Origin of the sequence: Pseudomonas sp. B37(2017), from assembly GCF_002112885.1 — a bacterium.
Lineage (GTDB): Bacteria > Pseudomonadota > Gammaproteobacteria > Pseudomonadales > Pseudomonadaceae > Aquipseudomonas > Aquipseudomonas paraglycinae.
In genome coordinates, this window is sequence record NZ_NEIX01000006.1 from 212,439 (window position 1) to 237,782 (window position 25,344).

Sequence of the window (25,344 nt, forward strand, 5' to 3'; positions counted from 1 at the left end):
AAACGTTTAATGTTCCTTGCCTTCATGACCCGACTTCGACGCCGCCGTCTGGCGTTCGCCTGCATGGCCGCCCTGATTATCGGCGTGCCGGCGAGTTGTGCCGTGCTGGAACACACCGAACGCAAGCTGTTGTTTCGCATCGAACCGGGCACCGCCGGCTGGTATCACGGATTGCCCGGCAGCGTGCAGGAACTCGACCTGCAACCGAAAAGCTTCAAGGCCGGGCAAAACATTCACGCCTGGTGGTGGCCGGCGGAGCGCGCCGATGCACCGGCCATTCTTTATCTGCACGGCGTACGCTGGAACCTCACCGGGCAACTGTTTCGTATCGAGCAATTGCGCGCAGCAGGTTATTCGGTACTGGCCATCGACTATCGCGGCTTCGGCCAGAGCCATGGCGACCTGCCGTCGGAAAGCACGGTGTACGAGGATGCGCGGGTGGCCTGGGAACGCTTCCAGCTGTTGCAACCGGCCCCGAACAAACGCCTGATCTACGGGCATTCGCTGGGGGGCGCGGTCGCCATCGATCTGGCTGCCGAACTCGGCCGCGATGCTGCCAGAAATCACACCCCACTGCCGGTGCGGGGACTGGTTATCGAATCTACATTCACCTCATTGGCGGATGTCGCGGCTGCCGTAGCCAACACCTCTCTTCCGGTGCGTTGGTTGCTGTCGCAGAAATTCGATTCCATCGACAAGATCGCCGAGATCCACATGCCGCTGCTGGTGGTGCACGGCCTGGCCGACGCATTCGTGCCGTCACGCTTCAGCGAGCAACTGTTCGCCGCTGCCCGACAACCGAAACGCCTGTTGCTGGTGCCGGGCGCAACGCACAACAACAGCATGGCGCTGGGCGGACAGAACTATCGCAAGGCCATCGATGCGCTGATGCAAACCCGACCTGCCGCCCGGGTGGCGGGCGCCGCGGTACAGAAGAACCCGCGCGACTCCTGACGCCCCTCCCCGCAGACCATCGGTCACCCCGAAAGGAAATTCTTGCAGCATCGGCTGGCAATCCGGCGTTCTAACGCTTTGCTGGATGGAGTCAATCCATGACGCTGCTTCGGCACACCCGGCCGCGCCGCGTCTAACTGCCTATTCGGGAGCACCCCCATGAAAATCAACCCGTACCTGATCTTCAACGGCGACTGCCGCGCAGCCTTCACGTTTTACGAGCAATGCCTGCAAGGCAAACTCGAAGCGATGATGACCTTCGGCGAAACCCCAGCCGCCGAACATGTCCCCAAAGAGCATCACAACCTGATCATCCATACCTGCCTGAAAGTCGGCGATCAGATGCTCATGGCGTCGGACACCACCCCCGACCGCCCGACCCAAGGCATGAGCGGTTGCTCGATTTCCCTGAATGTCGACAGCATCGCTGAGGCCGAACGGGTGTTTAACGCCCTGGCCAGGGACGGTCGTGTCGACATGCCGCTGGAAACCACCTTCTGGGCCGCGCGCTTCGGCATGCTGGTGGATCGTTTTGGCGTGTCGTGGATGGTCAATTGCGAAAGTGACAAGTGACGCTCTCATTGCACCGGACATGAAAAAGCCCGACCTCTTCAGGTAGGGCTTTTTCATTCAACGCTGGGCCAGCTCGTGCCGAACGCACTGTTCGTAGTAGGTCTGCTTGACGGCCGCCGGCTTGAGCCGCGAGGCGCTGTCGTAGGTCTGCTCGGTGATGCCCATGGCGGTCATGCGCATCCACGGTTGCTGGAACTTGCGCGCCTGCAAGCGCTTTCGCGCACCATAAAGAGAAATGCCCGAAAACTTCGATTGTTGCGCACCGGCGGCAATATCCGAACCCCAGGTACACGCAAAACGATGGCTCTTGCTCAGTTCCCTGGCCTGGGCCTCCAACGCGAACAGAGCGAGGGAAAGCGTTGCTACGGTGATGACAATCGTCCGCATATAGCCCACCTAACCTTTTGAAAAAAGGCGAGTTTGCCGGGACTTGAAACATTCGGGGGCCAGCAATTTGCCGCCTGTTGCAGCCATGCTCGACCGGAGGCTCTCCACACAGATGCGCGGCTACACAGCCACCCGTCTCCCACCTCTCCCGCCCGTCAGCCGCTCGGCACTTTGTTTCGCCTCTGATTTTCCAAGGTAAATCCACCCGACGCGGAAGCCCCGACGATGAACAGAACCATTGCAGCCCTCATGCTTGGAAGTCTTTTGTCTGCCACCGCACCGCTTGCAATGGCGGGAAGCAGCGTCCCGCCAACCGGCATTCCTGGAGTCAATCAGGGAGGCACCGAATCCAAGGAAGACAAGGCCGACAAAAAGGGTGAGGAAGCCTCGGGGTCGAACTCCGGTGCAGAGACCCATGAGACAGAGAAGGATGCGCAAACATCCAGCGAATCAAAGAATGGGATGGAAGAAAAGAAACCCTGAACGACTTTGCCGCCTCTGCAGTTTTCGCAGACACAAAAAAGCCGATCTTCCGATCGGCTTGACTGTTTTACGCGCATCCCTTTTCCAAGGCCGGGATGATGGACTTCAGCGTTTGAGCTTGCGCTTGTTGCGGTATTGGTCGATCACCACCGCGACCACGATGATCAGTCCCTTGATGATGTCCTGGATGTAAGCATCGACCCCGACAAACGTGAACCCGCTGGCCATCACCCCCAGGATCAGTGCGCCGATTACCGTGCCGGTGATGCGCCCCACCCCGCCCGCCAGACTGGTACCACCGATAACTGCGGCGGCAATCGCATCCAGCTCATAGGACATGCCCATCCCGGCCTGTCCGGTGGCGGCGCGAGCCGAAGCCACCACGCCGGCCAGCCCCGCCAGCAACCCGGCGATGCTGTAGACGATGACCAGATGGCGTTTGACGTTGATGCCTGAGGTGCGCGCCGCCTGCATGTTGCCGCCGATGGCGTAGGTGTATTTGCCGTACTTGGTGTAGCGCAGCGCAATGTGGAAGATCACCGCCACCACCAGAAAGATGATCACCGGCATCGCGCCGTGGCCGATCGCCGTGTAGGAATCCGAGAGCATGCTCACCGGCTGGCCTTCGGTGTAGTAACGCGCCAGGCCACGGGCCGAAACCATCATGCCCAGCGTGGCAATGAACGGCGGAATCCCGGTGATGGCGATGATACTGCCGTTGATCGCCCCCGCCAGCAGCCCGACGCCGAGCCCGGCAATCACCGGAATCCAGACCGGCAAATCGGTCAGTGACGGGAACACCGCCCGGGCGAAATCCGAGGTCTGCGCCAGACTGGCCGCGATCATCGCCGACAACGCGAGTACCGAGCCCGACGACAGGTCGATACCGGTGGTGATGATCACCTGGGTCACGCCAATCGCCAGCAGGCCGATGATCGACACTTGCAGGATCATCAACACCAGCCGCTGGGAGTTCATCAGAAAGCTCTGATCGCGCACGATCCAGCCGAACAGTTCGAATACCAGGCCAATGCCGATCAGCACCAGGAAAATACTCAGCTCCGTCGGAAAGCGCCGGCGACTCTTGACCGGTGCCGTGGCCGGTTTGTTTTCCAGTATCGCGTTCATAACCACTCACCTTTCTATCGCATCATCGACGGCGGCCTCGGCCACCAGCGGTATCCATTAATGAACCGAGGACAGGCCCGAAGCCAGTTGCATCACCCGCTCCTGAGTCGCCTCGCTGCGGTCGAGGGTGCCCATCAGGTCGCCCTCGTGCATGACCATCACACGGTCGCTCATGCCGAGCACTTCCGGCAGCTCCGAAGAAATCATGATCACCGCCATGCCCTCGCTGGCGAGGTAGGCGATGAGCCGGTAAATCTCGGCCTTGGCGCCGACGTCGATGCCACGGGTCGGCTCGTCGAGAATCAGGATTCGCGGGTTGGTCATCAGCCAGCGAGCCAGCAAGGCTTTCTGCTGATTGCCACCCGACAGGGTGTCGATGCACTGCTCCAGCGACGGGGTTTTCACCCGCAGCTTCTTGCACATGTCTTCGCACAAGGCGCGCAAGGCTTTTTGCTGGATGAACCCGTGGCCGGCGTAATGCGGCAGGACCGCCATTTCCATGTTCTCCAGCACCGAGAGACACGGGAACAGACCACTGAGCTTGCGATCCTCGGTCAACAGCGCGAAGCCCTTCTCGATCGCCATGTGCGGATCACTGATGCGCACCACCTCGCCATCGAGGCGGATCTCGCCACCGTCGCTGGGCGTGATGCCGAAGATCGCCTCAGCCACATTGGTCCGGCCCGAGCCCATCAACCCGGCGATGCCCAGGATTTCCCCGGCGTGCAGGTCGAAGGACACACCCTTGAAAATGCCATCGAGCTTGAGGTCGCGCACCGACAGCAACAGATCGCCGATCGGCTTTTCCCGCACCGGAAACAACTGGCTCAACTCGCGACCGACCATCATCGAAATCAGGCTGTCGCTGTCCATGGAATCGGCCCGCTGCAGGCCGATGTAGGCCCCGTCGCGAAACACCGCCACTTCATCGGCGATCGCGAACACTTCGTTCATTTTGTGGGTGATGTAGATGATGCCTTTGCCCTGGTTTTTCAGGTCGGCAATGATCGAGAACAGATGGGCGACTTCCTTGTCGGTGATGGCCGACGTCGGTTCGTCCATGATCAGGATGTCGGAGTCGTAAGACACGGCTTTGGCGATCTCGACCATCTGCCGCTCGGCGATACTCAGGTTGCCGACCAGTTCTTCGGGGTCAAGGTTGATCCGCAGGCGCTCCAGCAGTTTCGCCGTGCAGCGGTGCATTTCCCGGTGGTCGATCATGTGAAAGCCGTTGAGCTGCTCGCGGCCGATCCAGATGTTTTCGGCGATGCTCATGTGCGGCATCAGGTTGAGTTCCTGGTGGATCATCGCGATCCCGGCCTGAAGCGCTGCCAGTGGCGTTTCGAACACCACCGGCTTGCCCCGCAGGCGCAGCTCGCCGGCGTCTGGCTGGTAAATGCCGGCGATGATTTTCATCAGGGTAGATTTGCCCGCGCCATTCTCGCCCATGAGCGCCAGCACGGAACCGGGGCGTACCCGCAGTTGCACATCGGACAACGCCACCACACCGGGGAAACCCTTGCTGACGTTGAGGATCTCCAGCAGGTACGGCTCTTCGACAGGTAGTGCAGTGGGCGGGCTCCCCGTCACAGGGGTGCTCGAAGCAGTCGCTGAAGCGAACATGATCAGGTACTCCATCAGCAAGGTCGCGGTCGCCACCTTGCGGGCTTATTGTTGTTATTGAACGGACGGACTATTTGAACTGGTCAACGTTTTGCGGCGTGATCAGGCGGAACGGCACCCAGACCGCCGGCTCGACCGGCTCGTTCTTCGCCATTCTCACCGCCGTATCGATGGAACCGTCGGCCTGACCCTTGGCGTCCTGGAACACGGAAGCGGCCAGCGAGCCCTTCTTCACAGCGTTCAAGCCGTCCGGCGTGCCGTCGACACCCGCGATCAACACGCTGCCTTTGGCGACGCCGGCCTGTTGCAGGGCCATGGCGGCACCGATGGCCATTTCGTCGTTGTTGGAGACGACCGCGTCGAACTTGCGGCCCTGGGTCAGCCAGTCATTGACCAGGGTCATGCCCTTATCCCGCAGCCAGACGCCGCTCTGCTCCTGCTCGACCTTGATGTCCGGGTATTTGGCCAGCACCTCTTTGACGCCCTTGGTGCGGTTGGTGGTGGAGTTGTTCGCCAGATCGCCCAGCAAAATCACGATGTCGCCCTTGCCGCCCATTTTGTCGGCGAGGTACTGCATCTGCATCTCGCCGGCTTCCAGGTCGTTGGAAGCAACGGTTACCACGCCTTTGGGCAGGTTCAGGTCATCGGGGCGGCGGTTGACGTAGACCAGCGGAATGCCTGCCTTCACTGCGGCTTCGGTGATCTTTTTGGTGGCGGCGGTATCCACCGGATTGACCACGATGGCGTCGACCTTCTGGCTGATGAAGCTTTCGACCTGGCTCAGTTGCTTGACCACGTCGCTACGGGCGTCTTCGAACTGCAGCTTGACGCCGTCGGGATAGGACTTGGCTTTCTTGTCCATGGATTCGCGCAGGTAGGTCAGCCAGGTGTCATCGAACTGGGACATGCTGACGCCGATCTTCATATCGGCCAGCGCAGCGCCGCTGGCGAACATCAGGGACAAGGCCAGTGAGGCAAAACGGGTCTTGGTCTTCATGAAAAGTCTTTCTCCACATTCTTGTTGGTTTTATGGATGAGGCATGACGATTTCAGTAAGCGGACAAGCAGTCGAAGCGTTGAAACTGTATCCCGAGACAGTGAATCTGGAATCGACTTTATTGGAAAATATTTTCCATATCAACCTGTTTTAGAATTTTATTATGATTTTATTCCATGACTTGCAAACTCGCTCAGCTCCACCACCTGATGACGCTTGAAACTCAGGCGCGCAGCGTCTAGCACGCGGGTTGTCGCCAGTGCATCACGGGCGTCCACGGGCAGTGGGCCACCGTTTTGCAACGCGATTTGTAGCTGCAAATAGAACTGACTCCAGCAGCCGCGCTCAGACGGAACCCGCTCACGCTCGTCTCCGTGTTCGAACCAGCCCCAACGGCGATGCTCCTCGACGCCCCAGCGCTCGCCTTCGGTTTTCGGCGAGAGCCCGGCCAGTGCCTGGGCCTCTTGCCCGTCCAGTCCCTCGACGCTGTAACAACCCAGCGTGCCGCTCACCCGAAAACGCGGGCCGGGGCTGTTTTGCAGGCAACTGCCACCCAGGTGCGAGGTCACGCCGTTGGCGTGGGTCAGGGACATGAAGAAGCCGTGATCGAAGGTCTGGTCTTTTTCCAGGTAATCCAGTTCGGCGTAAACCCGTGTCACCGGGCCGAACAGCAACAACGCCTGGTCGACCAGATGACTGCCCAGATCACGCAGGAAGCCACCACCGCTGCCGTTGTTAACCGACGACGGCGAGTAACGCTCGATCCGCGACTCGAACCGGCTGACCTGGCCCAGCGCGCCGGATTCGATGAGTTTGCGCACGGTTAAAAAGTCCGAGTCCCAGCGCCGGTTCTGATAGACGCTGAGCGGTACGTTCTGGCGCTCGGCCATGGTGATCAGGGTTTGCGCCTGCTGCCGGTCGGCGGCGAACGGCTTGTCGCTGACCACCGCTACGCCGTGTTCGATGCCGTCGAGCACCAGTGCCGGTCGGCCCTTGAGGGGCGTCGATACCACCAGCACATCGATTCCGGCTTCCACCAACTGGCCGATGCTGTCGAAGGCCGGCACACCCGGATGCTCCGCCGCCAGCAACTGTCGGCGCTCCGCTGAACGGGTGACCACGCCGACGAACGTCGCCGCCGGCAGGCTGCTGATCTGCGGAGCATGAAAAAACCGGCCGCCATGGCCGTAACCGACAAGTCCGATGCGCATGTTTGAACTCCTTCTTATTGTTATGTCACCGCGTCTCGGGAAAAGCGGTGGTTGTGGGAGCAGCGTTAACCGTAGAACCTCGGGCGATCAGGCAGTGCAACGTTGACGATCGCTCCGCTGTTCTGCGCTTCGATGCACGCATCGGCGGCAACAGCAGCGGCGAAGCCATCCCACGCCGAAGGCCCACCGACCTGCCCTGCCCGCACGCCATCGATGAACGCCTGCAACTCGACGTCATAGGCCGCGATAAAGCGATCCTTCCAGTCCATCAAAATCGCGTTGGACAGCTTGGCCCCACTGCGCAATTGAACCTGGGACGGCTCCGGCAGTTTGGCGATGCCGGTCTCCCCCACCACTTCGCACTGGATGTCGTAGCCATACTGGCAATTGACGAAAACCTCCACGTCGATGCGCGTGCCCTTGGCGGTTTCCAACAGCACGATCTGCGGATCCTTCAGGTGAGCGAGGGCTTTGCTGCTCTTGCGCGGGAACACCACCTGCACCGAGACGTAATCGTCGTCGAGCAACCAGCGCAGCACGTCCAGCTCATGGATCAGCGTGTCGGTGATCGCCATGTCGGTCTTGTAGTTTTCACCCACGCTCGGATTACGGTGGGCGCAGTGCAGCATCAACGGTTCGCCGATCTGGCCGCTGTCGATCACCGACTTCAACGCGCGATAACCTTCATCGTACGGACGCATGAAACCGACCTGCACCAGCCGTTTGCCGTGGGCTACTTCAGCCTCGACGATCTTGCGGCAGCCTTCGGCGGTGACCGCAAGTGGTTTCTCGCAGAACACCGGTTTGCCCGCCGCAATCGCGGCCAGCACGAACTCTTCGTGGCTCGGGCCCCAGGAGGTGACGAGGATCGCGTCGACGTCCGGCGCCTGGATCAGCGCGTGGCCGTCGGGATAGACCTCGGCGGTCAGTTTCAGGTCAGCGACGACTTTGGCCGCCTGCTGCAGATTGATGTCGGTGACCGCCACGACCTGACTGTTGAGCAAGGTCTGGCTGCAACGACGGATGTGGTCCTGGCCGATGGCCCCGGTGCCGATGACGCCTAGCCGCAACGCTTGGGAAAGCAGTGACATGAAAGGATTCCTTGTGGTTGTTCAATTCAGGGCAATCAGTACTGACGGGCCTTGGCCAGTCGTTCGTTCAGGGTTTTGGCCACCGCGTCGGTGCGGGCGCTGGTGGAGACTTGCGCCACGCCGACCCGCCACCACGACAGGTAACCGTGAATCATGGTCTTGGGCAGAACCTTGATGTCGATCAGGGTCGAGACCGTCTGCCAGCGCGCATCGGCCAGCGCCGCCTGCAGCTCTTCAACGGTGTTCACCTTGTAGGTCTTGCAGCCGTAGGCCGCCGCGCTCATGGCGAAATCCACCGGCACGAAAGCGCCGTCGAGCTTGCCGCTCTGCGGGTTGCGGAAGCGGAACTCCGTGGCAAAGCTGTCCATGCCGTTGCCCATCTGCAGGTTGTTGATGCAACCGAAGGTCATGTTGTCGAACAGCACCACGTTGATCTTGCGTCGCTCCTGGATCGAGGTGGCGAGCTCCGAGTGCAGCATCATGTAAGAGCCGTCGCCTACCAGCGCATAGACCTCGCGCTCAGGCTCGGCGAGCTTCACGCCCAGCGCGGCATTCACCTCATAGCCCATGCACGAATAGCCGTACTCGACGTGATAGGTGTTAACGCCATTGCTGCGCCAGCTGCGCTGCAAGTCGCCGGGCAGACTGCCGGCGGCGGCGACGATCACTGCGTCATCGGCAAGAGTTTCATTGAGCACGCCGAGCACGCGACTCTGGGTCAGGCAGGAACCGGTCAGCTCGATGAATTCGCGCAACACCGCCGGATCGAGGTGGTCGTTGATTTCCGGGATGAAATCCCGGGCCTGGTAGTCGATCTGATACAGGCGATCCACTTCCTCATCCAGTTGCGCCCGTGCCTGACGGGGTTGATCGCCCCAGCCGGAACGGTAGTCACCCAGCGCTTCGGCCAGCGCCGACAAACCTGTCCGGGCATCCGCCAGCAGTTGCACGCCGTCGAGTTTCAGTGCATCGCACGGGCTGATGTTGAGGTTGAGAAATTGCACGTCAGGGTGCTGGAACAAGGATTTCGACGCCGTGGTGAAATCGCTGTAGCGAGTGCCGACCCCGATGACCAGATCCGCCTCCCTGGCCAGCAGGTTTGCCGCCAGGCAACCGGTTTCGCCAATGCCGCCGACGTTCAGCGGATGGCTGGACACCAGCGCGCTCTTGCCGGCCTGTGTTTCGGCGAAGGGAATATCGAAGCGCTCGGCAAACGCCTGCAACGCCGCGTTGGCGCCCGAGTATTTGACGCCGCCGCCACAGATGATCAGCGGTTTGCGTTTGCCTTTGAACAACGCCACGGCATCGCCGAGCATCGCTTCAGTGGCCGGGCGACGCTCGATGCGGTGCACGCGTTTTTGCAGGAAGTAATCGGGATAGTCGTACGCCTCGGCCTGCACGTCCTGCGGCAAGGCCAGGGTCACGGCGCCCGTTTCGGCGGGGTCGGTGAGCACGCGCATGGCGTGGATCGCTGCGGTCATCAATTGTTCGGGACGGTTGATGCGATCCCAGTATTTGCTCACGGCCTTGAACGCATCGTTGGTGCTGATGCTCAGGTCGTGGAACTGCTCGATCTGTTGCAACACCGGGTCCGGTTGACGGCAGGCATAGACGTCACCCGGCAACAGCAGCAAGGGAATCCGGTTGGCGGTCGCGGTGGCGGCAGCGGTCAGCATGTTCGCCGCGCCCGGCCCCACGGACGAGGTGCAGGCGTAGATCTTGCGCCGCAGATGCTGCTTGGCGAAACCGATCGCCGCATGGGCCATGCCTTGTTCGTTGCGGCCCTGATGGACGATCAGGTCACCGCTGTCCTGCTCCAGCGCCTGCCCCAGACCCAGCACGTTGCCGTGGCCAAAAATGGTAAAGATCCCGGCGATGAATTTGCTCTGAACGCCATCGACCTCGATGTACTGGTTGTCGAGGAATTTCACCAGGGCCTGGGCCATGGTCAGTCTTGTTGTGGTCATAACCGCACCTTTCAAATTCAGATCCGATCCCTGCGAGGGGCACTGTCAACTCAGGGATTTGCTCAGGTGGTCCATGCTCGCGCCGATCGCCGTCTGGATATCCGCCAGGCCATGGACGCTGTCGGCGAACGGCTCAAACGACAGGTATCCGCTATAGCCGCCAGCGAGCAGGCTGTTGATTTGTGCCGCGTTGCCGAGAATGTCGTCCGCGCCCACCAGCACCCGGTGGCCGTCGCCAAGGGTCGCCAGCGGCGTTTCGGTTTCCTCGACACCGGAGATGTGCACCAGCCCGGTCAGCTCGGGGAAAAACTCTTGTTCACCGGCCAGGTGGTGGTGAAAGGTGTCGTGCACCAGGCGAAACACATCCAGCCCGCCGACCGCCTTGATCGCCTCCACCGCCGTGCGTTTGCGGCGCAGCGAGCAGGCTTTGAAACCCAGCGGTTCGATGAATCCGAGAAGGCCGTGATCACGCAGGATCGGCGCCAGCTCACTCAACGCGGTGCGCAGGCCCGACGCACGTTCGGCGACGCTGCGCGGATCGGCGCGATCGTTCAACGGGCACATCACCAGCCCCCGCGCACCACAATCGCGGGCATAGACAGCCAGCTTCAAGGCCTGCGCGCGGCGCTCGTCATTCCACACATCAAACGGATACAGCGCGTTGATCGACAGCACGCTGATCCCGTGGGCCGCGCACAACTCACGCACGTGTCCGGGTGCGGTGCCGTCCTCGATCTCGATGCCTTTGAGGTCGTTGCGGATCTCGATGGCGTCGGCCTTGAGGGTCACCGCCAATTCGATGAACGCCGGCAGGGACAAACGTGGAGCGACCATTCGGTTCAGGGCAAAACGCAGTGGAGTACTCATTCTTGTTGTTCTCCGCGCAGATGATTTATTTGGCCGTCGGCATGCTGAATTCCGGGCCCTTGGCAATGCTGTCGGGCCAGCGCTGCATCACGCTTTTGTAGCGACTGTAGAAACGAATGCCTTCCTCCCCGTAGGCGTGGTGATCGCCGAACAGCGAGCGCTTCCAGCCTCCGAACGAATGCCAGGCCATGGGCACCGGAATCGGCACGTTGATGCCGACCATGCCGACCTTGATGCTGCGGGCGAAGGCGCGGGCGATCCCGCCATCGCTGGTAAAGCACGACACGCCATTGCCGAATTCATGGGCGTTGATCAACACCACGGCACTGGCGAAATCCGGCACGCGCACGATGCCCAGCACCGGGCCGAAGATTTCCTGCTGATAGATGCTCATGTCGGTGGTGACGTGATCGAACAGCGTCGCGCCGACGAAAAAGCCCGCCTCGGCCCCCGGCACCTTGAAGTGGCGGCCGTCGACAATCAGCTGCGCGCCCTGTGCCACGCCCTGATCGATAAAGCCTTCCACCCTGGCCTTGTGTTCGGCGGTGACCAGCGGCCCCATGTCGCTGTCGCCTTGCAGACCGTTGCCGACTTTCAACTGATCGATGCGCGGCAACAGTTTGGCGATCAACTGATCGCCGACTTCACCGACCGCGACCGCAATCGAAATCGCCATGCAGCGCTCACCGGCCGAACCGTAAGCCGCGCCGATCAAGGCATCCGCCGCCTGATCCAGATCCGCGTCAGGCATGACGATCATGTGATTCTTCGCGCCGCCCAGCGCCTGCACCCGCTTGCCGCGCGCGGTGGCCTGCTGGTGGATGTACTCGGCAATCGGCGTCGAACCGACAAACGAAATCGCCTCGATGTCCGGGTGCTGCAGCAAGGCGTCGACCGCCGTCTTGTCACCCTGCACCACGTTGAACACGCCGTCCGGCAAACCGGCTTCGGTCAACAAGCGAGCCATCAGCAAACTGGCGGACGGATCGCGCTCGGACGGTTTGAGGATGAAGCAGTTGCCGGTGACCAGCGCCAGCGGAATCATCCACAGCGGCACCATCACCGGGAAGTTGAACGGCGTGACCCCGGCGCAGACGCCGAGTGGCTGACGCAGGTTCCAGTTGTCGATGCCACCGCCGATGTTGTCGCTGAACTCGGTCTTCAACAGGTTCGGCGCACCACAGGCGTACTCGACGATTTCAATGCCTCGGGTGACTTCGCCCTTGGCGTCGGAAAACACCTTGCCGTGTTCGCGGCTGATGATTTCAGCCAGTTCGTCGTGATGACGATCGAGCAACTCCTTGAACTTGAACATCACCCGCGAACGGCGCAGGGACGATTGCTCGGACCAGGCCGGGAATGCCTTCAACGCCGATGCGACGGCAGTGTCCACGGTCTTCTGACTGGCCAGCCCGACCCGCGCCTGAACGCCGCCAGTGGCCGGATTGAAGACATCGCTGAATCGTTCGCTACCGCTGTCCTGCACCTGACCATCGATGTAGTGGCCTATGACCGGGGCGTCGCTCATTGTTCTTGTTCTCCGTGCGAAAGTTGGAATTCAGAGATCCAGCAGCCAGCTGTGCTGCGGGTCGTTATGGAACTGCCAGACGCGTTTCGGCCCGGCCATCACGTTCAGGTAATAAGACTCGTAGCCATACGGCACGCTGACCGGGTGATAGCCCTTGGGCACGACGACGAGGTCGCTGTTTTCCACGGCCATGGCCTGATCGATGCTGCGGTCGTCGGTGTAGACCCGCTGGAACACGAAGCCCTGGGGCGGGTTGATCTGGTGGTAGTAGGTTTCTTCGAGAAAGCTCTGGTGCGGCAGGTCGTCGGTGTCGTGCTTGTGCGGCGGGTAGCTCGACGAGTGCCCTGACGGCGTGCGCACTTCCACCACCAGCAGCGAATGCGCCGGCTCGCTGTCCGGCAGGATGTCGCAGACATAGCGGGTGTTGGCGCCCTTGCCGCGCACGCTGCGCTTCATGGTTTCAGGCCTGATCAGGCGCGGGCCGAGGTCCGTGGTGGTCGAACCGGGAGCGGCGCAAACCGCCACTTGCGCATCACTCAATGCCACCACCTGCGCCTGACTGCCGGGTGGCAGGTACGCGGCGAACGGGGATTTGTCTTCGAACACCGACTGGCGATCACCGAGGTTGTCCCAGTTGAATGCCCCCTGCCCCGGCGCTTCGCCGTGGATGCCGACCCGACCGCTGAGCAGCACCAGGCACAACTCTTTGTCACCCGCTGCGACTGGCAAGGTTTCACCCAGGCTCAATCGGTAGGCGGCGAAACCCACGTATTGCAGTTCACCTTCAGCCAGCTCGACCATGGTCCGGCCACGGGCATTGCTTTTGACCAGCAGGCTCATCGCGCAGTCCTCTCGTCGAGCAACGCACGCAAGGTGTCGAAGCCTTTTTTCGCGTAGACATAACTCGGCGCCACTGCTGGATCCTGCTCGGCCTCGACCACCAGCCAGCCGTGGTAGTCGGCCGCCAGCAGCACGTCCAGCAACTCGGCGAAGTCGATGTCACCATCCCCTGGCACGGTGAAGGTGCCGTTGATGATGCAGTCGGGGAAGCTCCACAGGTTGTTGCGCGCCAGTTGCACCACCGGTTTGCGCACGTCCTTGAAATGCACGTGGCAGATGCGCGACAGGTGTTTGCGCAGCACCTGCAAGGGCTCGCCGCCGCCCATGTAGCAATGGCCCGAATCGAACAACAGCCCGACTTCATTACCGGTCAACGCCATCAGGGTGTCGATGTCCGACGGCGATTCGACGTAGGCGCCCATATGGTGGTGATACGCCAAACGCACGCCTTGGGACAGAGTGAAGCGCGCCAGTTCGGTCAGCTTGTCGGCGTATTGCTGCCACGCCTGCTCGGTGTGAAAACGCGGGCGCTCGACCAGCGGAATTCGCTGGCCCTGAATGGAGTCGGCCACTTCACCGTAAACCAGCACGTTCGCGCCGTTCTTCGCCAGCAGCTCGACATGGCTGGCAATCGCGTCGATTTCCTCGGCCACCGAACGCCGCGCCAGGCGACTGGAATACCAGCCGGACACCAGCGCCAGGTCATACGGACGCAGCACGTCGCCAACGCCTTTGGCGTCCTTGGGAAACTTGCCGTTGAGTTCGAAGCCTTCATAACCGATGGCCTTGCCTTCGCTGAGGGCGGTGCTCAGCGGTGTTTCACCGCCGAGGGACGGCAGGTCGTCGTTGCTCCAGGAAATCGGGTTGATGCCAATTCGGATAGCGGGCATGGCTGCACCTTTTATTGTTATTTCTAGAATGTTCAACCGCGGCTCAGGCCCGGGCCGTACGCCAGGCATCGATCAGTTCGACAAAGGTGCTCTGTACCTGGCGGATCAGCGTCTCGTCGTCGATTTCCCCGGCCAGCCAGGCGCGGCTCGGCTCCTGGAAAATCGTCCGGCCCACGGCGAACCCGCGGCAGGTCTGGCTCTGACTGGCCTGTTGAAAGCCTTCGGCCAACGCTGACGCCGGGGCATTCAGGCCCAGAAGCACCACGCCTCGGCAATAGGGATCGCGTGCCTGGATCAGTTCGTCGAGCTGTTGCCATTCCTCGGCGCTTTGCGCTTCGATCTTCCACCACGCCGGATAGATGCCCAGGTTGTAGAGGCGTTTGAGCGCGCGATACAACACGTCGGGATGCGGTGAGGGGTGATCCTTGGGCGGGATGATTTCCAGCAGCAGTTCGTGACCGCTGACTTGTGACGCCTGATACAGCGCCTTGATCTGCGCTTCCTGCTCCAGCCGCAGCATCGGTTCGTCGTCCGGGTGGAATTGCACCAGGCATTTGATGATTTGTTCTTGCGGCCAGGCGATCAGGTTGCTGCCGATCGAGCGCCCGTGTTCGAAGGCCAGCGGCCGCGAACCCTGCACCTCGACCGGCCGCGCCACCCACCAGCCACGGCCGGTCGCGGCGTTCAGCGAGTCCTGGCCGAAACGCTGATCCGCCAGCAGCCCGACATCGGCTTCGATGCCCTGCTCGCGCAAATCGCTTTCGACCCGCTCCACGGCCTTGATGAACAGTTGCTTGAGTTCGCCGATGGCGCCGAGGTCGCGTCCGCCCTTCTGGGCCAGTTCCACCAATTGCCCGCGATGGTCGAAGGCAAAGATGAACAATTGCTTCCACTGTTTGCGCGGCACACTGACCTGATGCAGGCGTTGCAGGGTGACGTCCTGATCCGGACGGGTAATCGGCACCGGGCTGCTGAACAGGTAATCCAGTTCGGCACGGGTCGGCATCGCCGGCGCGCAGGCATGACGCGACACCACCAGTCCACCGCAGGCATTGGCCAACTGGCAGCAACGCTCGTCGCTTGCGTCCTCCAGCCAACCGCTGAGGAAACCCGACATGAACGCATCGCCGGCGCCCAGCACGTTCAGCACTTCGACTCGCACGCCGGGATAAATCGCGCCGTCTTCAAGACGTTGTGGAATCTCCCCGTGGATCACTGTGCAACCTTGCGGGCCGAGCTTGACCACCAGGGTTGCCGCGCTCAATCGTCGGACATTGCGCAGCGCGGTGAGCAAATCCTCTGAACCGCCGGCCATCAGAAACTCTTCCTCCGTCCCGACCACAAGGTCGAAGCGCGGGAGGATTTGTTGCACATGTTGGGTGACGTTCTGATCGGCAACGAAACGGGTTTCGCCGTCCGCCTTGCCGGCGAGCCCCCACAGGACCGGACGGTAGTCGATGTCCAGCACCCGTTTGACGTTGTGCTTTTCGGCGTAGTCCAGCGCCTGGGTGCTCGCCTTGTAGACGCCGTCGGCGGAGAAATGGGTGCCGGTGATCAGCAAGGCTTTGCTGGAGGCGATAAAGGCTTCGCTGATGTCTTCGGCCCGCAACGCCATGTCGGCGCAATTTTCACGGTAGAAAACCAGGGGAAAGGTTTCCCGATCCTTGAGACCGAGCAGCACCATGGCGGTCAGACGCTCCGGATCGACCTTGATGCCGCTGACATCACAGCCTTCACGGGCCAGCGACTCGATCAGGAAACGCCCCATGTGATCGTCGCCGGTCCGGCTCAGCATCGCCGACCTGAGCCCCAGCCGGGCGGTGCCGAACGCGATGTTGGCGGAGGAGCCGCCAAGGTATTTGGCGAAGCTGCTCACATCCTCCAGCCGTGCCCCGACTTGCTGCGCATAGAGGTCGACGCCGAGGCGCCCGAGGCAAATCAGATCCAATTGACGTCCACTGGCAAAACGAGTCTGGCCCATGCTGGCTCCTGTTATTTTTATCAGCCCGTGCCCAACGCGATGACCGCGCCGGACACTCTTGGTGGATGCAGACTAAAACGAGCCGGATCGAACAATCAATAAATATTCCAATTATTTTTCACGTGGAATATTTTTTCCAATAAGCTTCAGTGCGGGCGCTCCAGACGCAGTGCATCGTTTCAGCAGGCATCGCGCTGGCGCAAGCCCAAGATTTTGTCGGGGCCGAGCCTGTAGACTGCGCACAGCCAAACTATTGTCAGGGGACGAGACGTAACCGTTCCTATAAGAACAAGCCAGAAGGATTATTTATGTCCCGCACCGATCAGCCGGCTACCGCCGAGAGCACGCCCGAGAGCGATCTTGCCAGCCCCCCGATCAATGCCGAGCGTCTGCTGCAGCTCATCACCACTGAATACGAAAGCCTGCCGCGCCAGCTCAAACGCATCGCCAGTTACATGAGCCAGCAAAGCGACCGGATCATGGTCGACCGCATCAGCGACATCGCCCGCGAGTGCGAAGTGCATCCGTCGGCCATCGTGCGGTTTTCCCAGCGTTTCGGTTTCAGCGGATTCAGTGAAATGCAGGCGCTGTTCCGCGAGGCGTATACCCACAAAGCCACGCCGGTACAGAACTACCAGCAGCGCATTCGCAGCATGATCGCCAACAAGTCGCAGAAAGCCAGCGGCGGCGACCTGGCCCGCGAGTGCATCGACGCCACCCTGTCGGGCATCGAACGCCTGGGCCAGGAACTGGATGACCAGGCCTTCGAAAAAGCCGTGGATCTGGTGGTCAATGCCGACAATATCTACGTGGTCGGCGTGCGCCGCTCGTTCGCGGTGGCTGATTATCTGGTCTACAACCTGCAACATACCAACAAGCGCATCCACCTGGTCTCGGGCCTCGGCGGCAGCTATCGCGAGCAGATGCGCAGCGTGCGTGCCAATGACCTGGTGATCGCCATCAGCTTCACGCCGTATGGCAAGGAAACCCAGCACTGCCTGCGCATCGCCCAACACCATCAGGCGAAAACCCTGATCATCACTGACAGCAATCTCTCGCCCTTGGCCAAACGCGCCAACACCCTGCTGCTGGTCAACGAAGGCAGTTCGTTTGCGTTCCGTTCTCTGAGTGCGACCTTGTGCCTGTGCCAGGCGCTGTTTATCGCCGTGGCCTATCGACTGGAGTTGAAGGTGGACGAGATTCACGAGCAAGTCGGGTTCGAGGACTGACCGGAACACCGTCATCCCCGCAAACGCGCAATTCAAAATATTTATTCCATTATTTGAACGCAGGGAATATTTATTCTATAAACAGGATCTCTGAAAACAAGAACTCAAAGGATCCTGTCATGCGTGAACTCGGAATCGGCCTTATCGGCACGGGCTTCATGGGGCGCGCCCACGCCCTGGCCTTTCGCAATGTCGGCGGGGCATTCGAACTGCCCTTCACCCTTCGCCTGGCCGCCCTGGCTGACGCCGATCCCGCACGCGCACAAGCCTGCGCCACCGCCTGGGGTTTTGAGCAGGCCCATGGCGACTGGCAGCGATTGATCGATGACCCCAAGGTCAACCTCATCGCCATCACCACACCCAATCACCTGCACTACCCGATGGCCATGGCCGCTCTTGCTGCCGGCAAACCGGTTTACTGCGAAAAGCCATTGGCGGTGAATCTTGAACAAGCTCATGCCATGCACGTGGCGGCGAAGCATGCCGGCGTCGTCACCCGGGTCGGCTACAACTACCAACACAACCCGCTCATCGGCCTGGCACGCGAGCTGATCCTGAGTGGCGAACTCGGCGAGATCATCAGCTTTCAAGGTGAATTCAGCGAAGATTTCATGGCGGATCCAGCCTCCCCCTGGTCGTGGCGCTGCGAACCCGAACATGCCGGTGGAGCCCTGGCAGATCTGGGCAGTCACCTGCTCGCCATGGCGCGCTATCTAATGGGTGATGTCGAAGCGGTGTGTGCCGACTCCCAGACCGTCCATGGCCAACGCCCGGCCACAACCGGCAGCCAGGAACAACGCCGCATTGCGGTCGACGATCAGGCCCATGCGTTGCTGCGCTTTGCCAGCGGCGCGCGCGGCACCTTCAGCAGCAGTTGGCTCAAGCATGGCTACAAGAATCATCTGAGCTTCGAAATCAGCGGCACCCGAGGCACCCTGGCGTTCGATCAGGAGCGTTTGAACGAGCTACGCCTGTGTCGCGCCGGCCAGGGTGGTTTCCAGCGTTTACTCGCAGGACCGGACTTGCCCGGCTACGCAGCATTCAGCCCGGCGCCGGGACATCAGCTGGGTTACAACGAGCTGAAAACGCTGGAAGCGCATGAGCTGATCATGGCGTTGGCCGGGAACGGGCGAACGGGGACTGATTTCGAGGAGGCGTTTGAAGTTGAGAGGCTGGCGACGGCGATTCGGGTCGCGGCTGAGGAGCGGCGCTGGGTGTCTGTCAGTGAAATCAGCGGGTAGTTTTGTGCGGGCGCAAAAAAGCCGATCGGGGTGATCGGCTTGAGTGTCTGACTTTATTGAAGAGGAAATGTGAGTTAGCAGCGGATTTGGCACCAACCGGGCCACGGTAAAAGGTTTGGGATCAGACCGCTGGAGCCAAGGCTGGTGAGCCTTTCCTGGGACCAGGTCAATCAAGAAGGTGCCAACTACCTGCAAAATGGTTTGTCACCAAAACAGCAAGAAGTCGGGTGAATTTGCGGTCTGTTTGGCACTGCGGTTTGGGCCCAAAAACGTCGAATTTGGAGGTATGAGGCAAGCTCTCGGACGCGATGGTTTGATTCCAAATCGGCCCCTGGGCCTTGTAATCAACGGGTCTTCAGGAGGCCCACAGCCCGTCAGCAATCAATTCGAATAGATGCGCCCTCCCCGCGCTCTGTTCCGTTTCCCTAGCGCACATTCGGAAGTCCGGCTTTCGCTGCTTCCGTTTGTCTTCAAAGGCACGGCCCGCGTGACTTACAGCCGGTTTCGCTGATTTGGGATGGTGACCTTTAAGAACGAATAATCGGAACTGAGCTTCCAGGATTTAGCGCCGCGGCGCGGGTGAGGGAAAACGCCCTAATTCCCCGGGAACAAGGCATTAGGCAAGGCTATCTGACATGCGAAAAAGCTGAGAAAGAAGATAAATATCAAACAGGATTGGTGCCAAAGGCAGCGCGAAAAAGGGCCAAAAACGGCGTGAACTCACAGGAAACTGGATCCCCCTGCAAAATTCACTGCGCATGAAAAAGCCCAACTCGCTAAAGTTGGGCTAAGTCATTGAATTATATGGTCGGGACGGAGTGATTCGAACACTCGCCCCCTAGCACCCCATCTCTTTTTTCGTACTTCTTGAAAGCTTTCAAAATTTTACTCTGGAATATTCAGAGCTAGTATTTACTTGAATTTCAGCGGAGTTCTGCTCCACAAAGGTCCAGTAACGTCCATAAGAGCCGACGTTTTTGTTGGGGGGAAAAGTACGGGGAACCGATTTTATGGCCAAAATCACCATAAAAGAACTCGAGTCGCTGACCGCCAATGATGCCGGCCGGATTCTCCGGGAGGATGGCAATCTCGCCGGTCGAGTTTCCGTGCTTAGAGACGGCGTTTCGGTCAGCTTTTTCTATCGCTATCGGTGGGGCGACCAGAACAAAGAATACGCCTGCGGGTCCTGGGCAAACAAATCCCTGACGGACATCCGCAAGGCGCGTAACCAAGCTCGGGCGCTCATCGCTCAGCAAATCAATCCCAACGAGCAAAAGAAAACCGCCAAGGCACAGGCACGTGGTAAATCGCGGCGCTCACCGGCAAGCCATCAGTTTCTTCGCCGACCTCACTCAGATGTTCAGCTGGGCCAGAAAGCATAAGCCTTGGCGGGCCTGATTGATCGAGGGTGACTCAACCTCCTCCCTTCGCCGCTGCAGCTTGCCGCAGGTGAAGGTGCGATCGCGGTTGTTGATCACGGAGGCCACAAGCGCTTCAGAGAAAGGCCAGCTGCTGACACAGCACCACGACCTGCCTACAACGGTTCAAGGAAATTTATATAAGGTCTGAGCAATGAAGCTACGCTGGAAAGGGCTGCACCCCATGAACAGATTCGTAGCGCTCAAACCTGCATGCCCTGGAGGGACCCATGATTTTTTTAGCATCGAACCTACAACTTTTTTTAGTCAGAAACCCGCGCAGCGGACTCTTTATCAGTGCCACAGCTGGGTTTATCGTAAGTTTATCTGGCTGTGGGTCTTTGCCTGACGCTCACGTTTCTTACTACCAGGCTAAATCGCAAGTAACAGTTAAGGTGACCCGCACTGTGCTTTGCGATGCGAAGAAGCAGCCGCTCGTTGCAAACACCGTCGCTCCCAACGTGTTGCATAGCGCCGACTTAGCAAAACCACAATCGGTGGACCTAGCTGACTTGCGCGGTACTTTCACCGACTCAGATATCAAATTTGACCTTTACGAGGACGGTCGATTGAAAGGCGTCAACACGACCCAGACGGGCCAAGGGGAGGCGGTATTAAAAGCAGCGACCGTCCTCGCGTCTACGCTGGCCGCTTTCGCCACAGCTCCGGACTACTCTACGGAATGCGACTACATCAAAGATGCAGGAGGAGGCAAGCCGCTAACCCTTACATACGAAGGCCCGGTTGACCCCTCGACAACGGACCCACAATCGATTGCACCTGATGCCGCGAGTAACGGATATGCGAAGAAACTCGAACGTGCGCTCGGAAACATTTGCGTGGTGGCGAAAGGTGTCGACAATCCGGTATTGCCGGTCAAATACGATTCGGAAGAGGGAGATGTGCTCATCACTGCCCGCCAGCCTGCACTGCTCAAACTTGAAGTTGGCATATCGACTATTGGAAATGGGTGCGGAGGCCAACTTTGGCAGGGACGGGTACCGGTTGCTCAATTGGGCAATGAGTATCAGCTACCCGTCCCACGGCCTGCTGTATTCGGCAAACAGACCTTTGGTGCAACATTTAGCGAGTCTGGAGCCCTTACAAGCATCCAGTATGTCAGTGGATCCGGCGCCTCAGGTGCTCTAGCAGCGACCAACTCGCTTGCCACGATTGTTCAAGGCGAGACCGCATCTGCAAAAATTGCTGAGGTAAAAAACGAGGCAGATTTGATCCTACAGCAGCAGCGTTTAATTCAATGCAAGGCTGACCGAAGTCCTGCAAATAGATCATGACCATCGCTCCAGGAGGCCACGTGCATGACAGCTGGCGCAACGTCTCTGGTTTCAATACTCGGTTTAGTCTCAGCAGTCGTACAGGCGAGTCAGGTCGAGCTGAACCTAATACCAGACGGATCCGATACGGCTCAATCTGGAGCTGGGTCGGCAATAGTTGTTCGCTGGGGAAACCCCTCCCCTCCAGCGCAGGCAACAGACAGCAAGCAAATTAAAACCTGTCAGGCTTACAACAGGTGGTGCTCTTGCAGTGGCCACCCTACCGCCACGGCATGGACGGCAAATCCGCTGGCTACGTTGAGTTATCGATTAGACATATTCGCCGCAGGTTATGGTGCGCCCCATACATCCGGAAAGTGCCTGAATAGTCCCCACATCAACCTCACCAGAAATAGTATTGAGACTGCAATTCAGAAGACTACAACCTCAGTGGTCAGAATCCACTTCAACGGAGGCAGGCCTAATGTGCCGTACTTCGTCAAAATATCGCAATCGAGAAATGGCGTGCTTCGCGACAACGAGCTTACAGGTCCAGACGGAAAAAAAATCCCGCTTGGCCATCCGGACTCCCCTTATCCAGTAATCCTGAGTACGCCAGGACAGGACTATTTTCTCCGCACGAGAATTGCCACCGCTACTGGTAACACGGGCGACTGGCGCAGTGACCTGTCGTCGGTGAGTTCAGACTTGAGCGTTTCGGTGGAGTTAGCACCGCTGTTGTACTCGGGCCTCATGAAACCATACATATCAGGAGGAGTAAGAACCGAGAGCTATTTGAATGTGGCTGTGATACTGCTTGATGGATTGCCGCACTGCACCGCTACGCTCGTATCTCCTAATGTCCTTGTGACCGCCGCCCATTGCGTAGATGGCTATATGACCAAAGATAGGCTGTCTTCCGAAAAAGTAACCGCAGCGTTTGGCTCTGATTACTCAAAGCCGTTGTTCCAAACGATAGTGATCACGCATGCAGCCTATCCCAATGACGAGGAGCGGGCCTTCGACCCCGTAACGTTGCGCCATGACATCGCAGTACTCTATTTGAAAAATCCTGTGAGCTTCCGAGGGATATTGCCAGCGGAACTGCATGATGGAACGCCGAGCTGGCAGCAAATCAAATCGCTAGGAACGATTCTTGTCTTCGTAGGATTCGGATACGACGCTTTGGCCGGAGAGAAGAAGGTACTCGGTATTAAACGAAGAGCATCTTGGGCAATTTCTGGTTACGACAAGTATGCTGTTTCATTCTCCACACCTGGGACAAACACCTGCAATGGAGACTCCGGTGGGCCAGCATTTTTAGAGGACAGCAAATCGCGCGTTTTAGCTGCTATCACCTCCGGAGGAGATGACCTGGCATGCACCTATGGATTTGACACGCGCATAGATGCCTATCTCGATTGGCTAAAGCCTCGTATCTCTCAGTAGGACGTCCCACTAAAGACCAGTTTCTAAACTTCTCTCACGTATAACTGCCCGTCAGGTAAAATTTCTCTCCATGTAACGACTGAATCGTCCCATGCTTCGTGGAGGCCTCAACTCTTGAGAAGATGAGGCCATGAAGAATAACGACCTACTCCCTTGAAGTCCGTTTGCTCGCCTATAGCATGGAACGAGTCATTAAAATATCGGGTAGCAAAGCGCTGCTGGGCGCGATAACAGCCTAAGGCGTAATGCCTAGATTCTCCGTAGTATGTGAGTACCGTTAATGGCTGGCTGAAAGTTTTACCCGAGCACAGAGGCTTTGCCCGCAAATTCTCTCTGCAACTCCAAAAGACGAATGCGGGAAGCTTCGCGATTTGCAGATAAGTGTCGGGCACGCGTCCACAGACCGTCTTCGATAACTGCACTGAAATCACCGAAATCACTGACTTCCGAAAGATTGAGGTCTGCCGGGAGAAGTGAGCGCTTTGCTACCAGCAGAACGAAACTCGACAGGATCACATCCTGAGCTGTACGTTCCCCAAATACTGCGTCCAGCAAATTCTCTCTGTGAGCGATCGGCTGATTCGGATCGTAGATGATGGCATAAACCGGTAGGTTGCTGCTTTTCGATAGATCCAGCGCATCTTCCACAGAATGCGTAAGCCGATCCTTCAACACATGACGTCCTAAAAACTCCGGGGTGAGATCAAGGGGTTCATTGCGTAACACTCTTACCATATCAGGCTCTACAGCCTGCTCGATGAACGCAGTGCCGGATTGTTCGCTCAAATTGGTACCGATTGCCGTGCGATATACCTCCCCCAAACTGGTATACCAAACCAGCTCGCCGCCAATTTCCTCCACCCAAACGTAGGTGCACAAGCGGTACTGACTGTATAAGTCCCATCGAATCCGAACGAACCCAGGTTCAGATCCGCTATCAATGAAAACCTGCTGTGCAAGCACATTTCCATTGGTCTTTTCTCGAACACTCCCATACCACCGCACGGCCCAGCTCAGCGCCTCTTGCACTCGAGATGATCGCTCACCACGCATTTTGAATATAGGATCTTCAAGCATGTCATGGAGAAGCCCCTTCACATCGGTAACCTCTGGCGGCGAGCGATCGGACAGGATTTTCAAAAGCTCAGACCTCATGCTTTGCGGAGTCTGAAACCGGTCATGAGTTCTCGCTTGGAAAGCCCTGTCAAAGAATCTCAGAAGACCGCTTAGTTCAAAACCGACCAATCGAGTTTTTGCTTTCTCTCTCTGATGTGGGTGGTTGCCATCACCGTCCCGCAGCTGAGTTGGATTAAGTTTCGTCACGAGGTAAAAAAAGATACCTGCAATCGAGGTAAGATCAGCGACGGGACTGCGCTTATCCGCACTTCCCGCATAAAGCTCCGGCAGATTCAGGAATCTGTTCCCCAATTGATTCCCGTCATTGGTGATAGACTTGGGAAGATCGTGATTGTGGTTGAAGGCAATGCCAAAATCGACCAGAACAGGGCACGGTGCATCGCCGTCGCGCATAATGATGTTTTCTGGCTTGATATCCCTATGCAGAACACCTGCTGCGTGAGCCTGAGCTACAGTATCCAGTAGCTTGAGGGTGATATCGATAGCAGCTTCAAGGCTCACATGACCAGCAGCGCTACGCCAGTCTCGCAAGTTCTTCCCTTCAATGAACTCCGTCGCGATGTAAAGCTCTACGGCACCGTCACGGTGTTGGCGTGCGTTGGATTCGATCAACCTAGGGACATTCAGGCCTTCCAGCGACGCGTAAGCCATAGCTTCTCCGTAGCATCGCGCACGTCTCTCTGATGTGAGTCCCTCGAACACTTTTACAAAAGCTATCTTCTGGTCGCACTTGCGCTGGCCTTTATGCCCATATCCTTGCCCTCCAACCCCAACTCTGTTGGCGATGACATCCCAACGCTCGTGGTAGCTCACAGCGTAAACCCACGGCTTGCTCGACAACTCAGACATCACTCTCAATGCTCCTGACGTACATAGCGCTATGGTACTCGACACAGTAGGAGGCGGGCTGCCAAAGTTCTCAACCCAAAGCTGACGCCGCGACAGGCAAAAAATCGGCCGAAAGCAGTCAGTCGCGCCCTGCAGGCAAGGTTGTATGTCATTGCCGGATACCGCTTGGGCAGAGGGCCTAGAAATCAGTAGAGCGAGTCGACATATTATTACTGCGTGTGAGGACA

Annotated in this window: 20 protein-coding genes and 2 pseudogenes; 8 read left to right on the forward strand and 14 right to left on the reverse strand. The window is 58.9% G+C overall.

The features are described 5' to 3' along the window. Window positions 1-9: 9 nt before the first annotated feature. Both CAF90_RS17275 and CAF90_RS17280 read left to right on the forward strand, forming a co-directional pair. Entirely contained in the window at window positions 10-954 is a 945-nt protein-coding gene (locus tag CAF90_RS17275) for an alpha/beta hydrolase (protein ID WP_085607770.1), read from the forward strand. A 159-nt stretch (window positions 955-1,113) separates the two neighbouring features. Continuing rightward, window positions 1,114-1,527 carry a VOC family protein gene (locus tag CAF90_RS17280; RefSeq protein ID WP_085607772.1) on the forward strand — a complete coding sequence of 138 codons (414 nt, stop codon included), beginning with the start codon at window positions 1,114-1,116 and terminating at the stop codon, window positions 1,525-1,527. Window positions 1,528-1,584: 57 nt separating this feature from the next. Here CAF90_RS17280 and CAF90_RS17285 read toward each other — a convergent pair whose 3' ends face one another. Further along, window positions 1,585-1,914 (reverse strand): hypothetical protein, encoded by a 330-nt coding sequence (locus CAF90_RS17285; RefSeq protein WP_085607774.1) that lies wholly within the window; start codon window positions 1,912-1,914, stop codon window positions 1,585-1,587. 225 nt (window positions 1,915-2,139) lie between these two features. On the opposite strand from CAF90_RS17285, the gene CAF90_RS17290 reads away from it, so the two are divergent. Further along, window positions 2,140-2,397: a hypothetical protein gene (locus CAF90_RS17290; RefSeq protein ID WP_085607776.1), complete on the forward strand. Its 258-nt coding sequence runs from the start codon at window positions 2,140-2,142 to the stop codon at window positions 2,395-2,397. 105 nt (window positions 2,398-2,502) lie between these two features. Here CAF90_RS17290 and CAF90_RS17295 read toward each other — a convergent pair whose 3' ends face one another. From CAF90_RS17295 to iolC, 11 genes are all read right to left on the reverse strand, one after another. Then, window positions 2,503-3,525, reverse strand: coding sequence for an ABC transporter permease (locus CAF90_RS17295; RefSeq protein WP_007956055.1), 1,023 nt, complete (start codon window positions 3,523-3,525; stop codon window positions 2,503-2,505). Window positions 3,526-3,582: 57 nt separating this feature from the next. Beyond that, window positions 3,583-5,148 carry a sugar ABC transporter ATP-binding protein gene (locus CAF90_RS17300; RefSeq protein WP_085607959.1) on the reverse strand — a complete coding sequence of 522 codons (1,566 nt, stop codon included), beginning with the start codon at window positions 5,146-5,148 and terminating at the stop codon, window positions 3,583-3,585. A gap of 70 nt (window positions 5,149-5,218) precedes the next feature. Then, on the reverse strand, window positions 5,219-6,145 hold the full coding sequence (locus CAF90_RS17305) for a sugar ABC transporter substrate-binding protein (protein ID WP_007956051.1): 927 nt from the start codon (window positions 6,143-6,145) through the stop codon (window positions 5,219-5,221). Window positions 6,146-6,306: 161 nt separating this feature from the next. After that, window positions 6,307-7,356 carry a Gfo/Idh/MocA family protein gene (locus tag CAF90_RS17310; protein ID WP_085607778.1) on the reverse strand — a complete coding sequence of 350 codons (1,050 nt, stop codon included), beginning with the start codon at window positions 7,354-7,356 and terminating at the stop codon, window positions 6,307-6,309. A 65-nt stretch (window positions 7,357-7,421) separates the two neighbouring features. Then, window positions 7,422-8,447 carry a Gfo/Idh/MocA family protein gene (locus CAF90_RS17315; RefSeq protein ID WP_085607781.1) on the reverse strand — a complete coding sequence of 342 codons (1,026 nt, stop codon included), beginning with the start codon at window positions 8,445-8,447 and terminating at the stop codon, window positions 7,422-7,424. A gap of 35 nt (window positions 8,448-8,482) precedes the next feature. Then, window positions 8,483-10,414, reverse strand: a complete 1,932-nt coding sequence (iolD, locus tag CAF90_RS17320; protein WP_085607783.1) for a 3D-(3,5/4)-trihydroxycyclohexane-1,2-dione acylhydrolase (decyclizing) — start codon at window positions 10,412-10,414, stop codon at window positions 8,483-8,485. 45 nt (window positions 10,415-10,459) lie between these two features. Then, window positions 10,460-11,281 (reverse strand): TIM barrel protein, encoded by an 822-nt coding sequence (locus CAF90_RS17325; RefSeq protein WP_085607785.1) that lies wholly within the window; start codon window positions 11,279-11,281, stop codon window positions 10,460-10,462. A gap of 25 nt (window positions 11,282-11,306) precedes the next feature. Next, complete coding sequence (locus CAF90_RS17330) at window positions 11,307-12,809, reverse strand: CoA-acylating methylmalonate-semialdehyde dehydrogenase (RefSeq protein ID WP_085607787.1); 1,503 nt, start codon at window positions 12,807-12,809, stop codon at window positions 11,307-11,309. Between the two features lie 30 nt (window positions 12,810-12,839). Further along, the gene (iolB, locus tag CAF90_RS17335; protein ID WP_085607789.1) at window positions 12,840-13,649 is read right to left on the reverse strand and encodes a 5-deoxy-glucuronate isomerase; all 810 of its coding nucleotides are present in this window, start codon (window positions 13,647-13,649) and stop codon (window positions 12,840-12,842) included. Next, entirely contained in the window at window positions 13,646-14,539 is an 894-nt protein-coding gene (gene iolE / locus CAF90_RS17340) for a myo-inosose-2 dehydratase (protein ID WP_007956043.1), read from the reverse strand. Before iolE ends, iolB begins: the two co-directional genes overlap by 4 nt. A 43-nt stretch (window positions 14,540-14,582) precedes the next feature. Beyond that, a complete protein-coding gene (gene iolC, locus CAF90_RS17345; RefSeq protein WP_085607791.1) occupies window positions 14,583-16,520 on the reverse strand; it encodes a 5-dehydro-2-deoxygluconokinase in 1,938 nt (645 codons plus the stop codon). Between the two features lie 308 nt (window positions 16,521-16,828). Here iolC and CAF90_RS17350 point away from each other — a divergent pair, with 308 nt between their 5' ends. From CAF90_RS17350 to CAF90_RS17360, 3 genes and pseudogenes are all read left to right on the forward strand, one after another. Next, window positions 16,829-17,749: a MurR/RpiR family transcriptional regulator gene (locus tag CAF90_RS17350; RefSeq protein ID WP_085607793.1), complete on the forward strand. Its 921-nt coding sequence runs from the start codon at window positions 16,829-16,831 to the stop codon at window positions 17,747-17,749. Between the two features lie 119 nt (window positions 17,750-17,868). Continuing rightward, complete coding sequence (locus CAF90_RS17355; protein ID WP_085607795.1) at window positions 17,869-18,990, forward strand: Gfo/Idh/MocA family protein; 1,122 nt, start codon at window positions 17,869-17,871, stop codon at window positions 18,988-18,990. A 1,010-nt stretch (window positions 18,991-20,000) separates the two neighbouring features. Beyond that, window positions 20,001-20,385: pseudogene (locus CAF90_RS17360) on the forward strand (Arm DNA-binding domain-containing protein); the annotation flags it as partial. Here CAF90_RS17360 and CAF90_RS29755 read toward each other — a convergent pair. Then, window positions 20,385-20,529 (reverse strand): annotated as a pseudogene (locus tag CAF90_RS29755) (IS5/IS1182 family transposase); the annotation flags it as partial. The pseudogenes CAF90_RS17360 and CAF90_RS29755 overlap by 1 nt on opposite strands. 109 nt (window positions 20,530-20,638) lie before the next feature. Between CAF90_RS29755 and CAF90_RS17365 the strand changes: the two are divergent. Together CAF90_RS17365 and CAF90_RS17370 are read left to right on the forward strand one after the other, a co-directional pair. Then, window positions 20,639-21,703 (forward strand): hypothetical protein, encoded by a 1,065-nt coding sequence (locus tag CAF90_RS17365; protein WP_085607797.1) that lies wholly within the window; start codon window positions 20,639-20,641, stop codon window positions 21,701-21,703. 465 nt (window positions 21,704-22,168) lie between these two features. Further along, the gene (locus CAF90_RS17370) at window positions 22,169-23,131 is read left to right on the forward strand and encodes a trypsin-like serine protease (protein ID WP_170929408.1); all 963 of its coding nucleotides are present in this window, start codon (window positions 22,169-22,171) and stop codon (window positions 23,129-23,131) included. Between the two features lie 297 nt (window positions 23,132-23,428). On the opposite strand, the gene CAF90_RS17375 is transcribed toward CAF90_RS17370, so the two are convergent. After that, window positions 23,429-25,117, reverse strand: a complete 1,689-nt coding sequence (locus CAF90_RS17375) for a protein kinase (protein ID WP_085607801.1) — start codon at window positions 25,115-25,117, stop codon at window positions 23,429-23,431. Window positions 25,118-25,344: the final 227 nt, after the last annotated feature.